Annotated in this window: 1 pseudogene; it reads right to left on the bottom strand. The window is 40.9% G+C overall.

From position 1 onward, the window contains the following. Positions 1 to 138 (bottom strand): annotated as a pseudogene (locus BHE89_RS24555) (phage major capsid protein); the annotation flags it as partial. Between the last annotated feature and the right edge of the window lie 170 nt (positions 139 to 308).

The raw sequence follows: 308 nt of genomic DNA, 5'->3' as shown, positions 1-308 counted from the left end.
GCGGCTTTAGTTTCAGTGCTTAAACTACCGACTTTTTGCGCTTCTTTTAAGGCTTCTTCGGCTTTAGCATTAAATTTGCCGTTGGCTTCTTCAATTTTTGCCGATAGACTTTTTTAATAATTCATTTGTATCAGACATAATGTCTCCAATTAGTTAGCTGTGGCAAAGGCATTTACCGCCTTTTCCAATTCAGAAAGAGTGTCAGGATTAATTTCAGAGGTAGCGCTTGGCGTACCGTGAGGATTGGAAGTAGCGCTCGGCATACTTCGTGTTAAAGCACTAATAAGTTTTCTACGCTCAGAGCGAGA

Origin of the sequence: Shigella sp. FC1967 (assembly GCF_001743005.1) — a bacterium.
In the GTDB taxonomy this organism is placed as follows: Bacteria; Pseudomonadota; Gammaproteobacteria; order Enterobacterales; family Enterobacteriaceae; genus Proteus.
The sequence above is the reverse complement of the archived record's forward strand: the minus strand, read 5'-3'. Positions and strand labels throughout refer to the sequence as shown.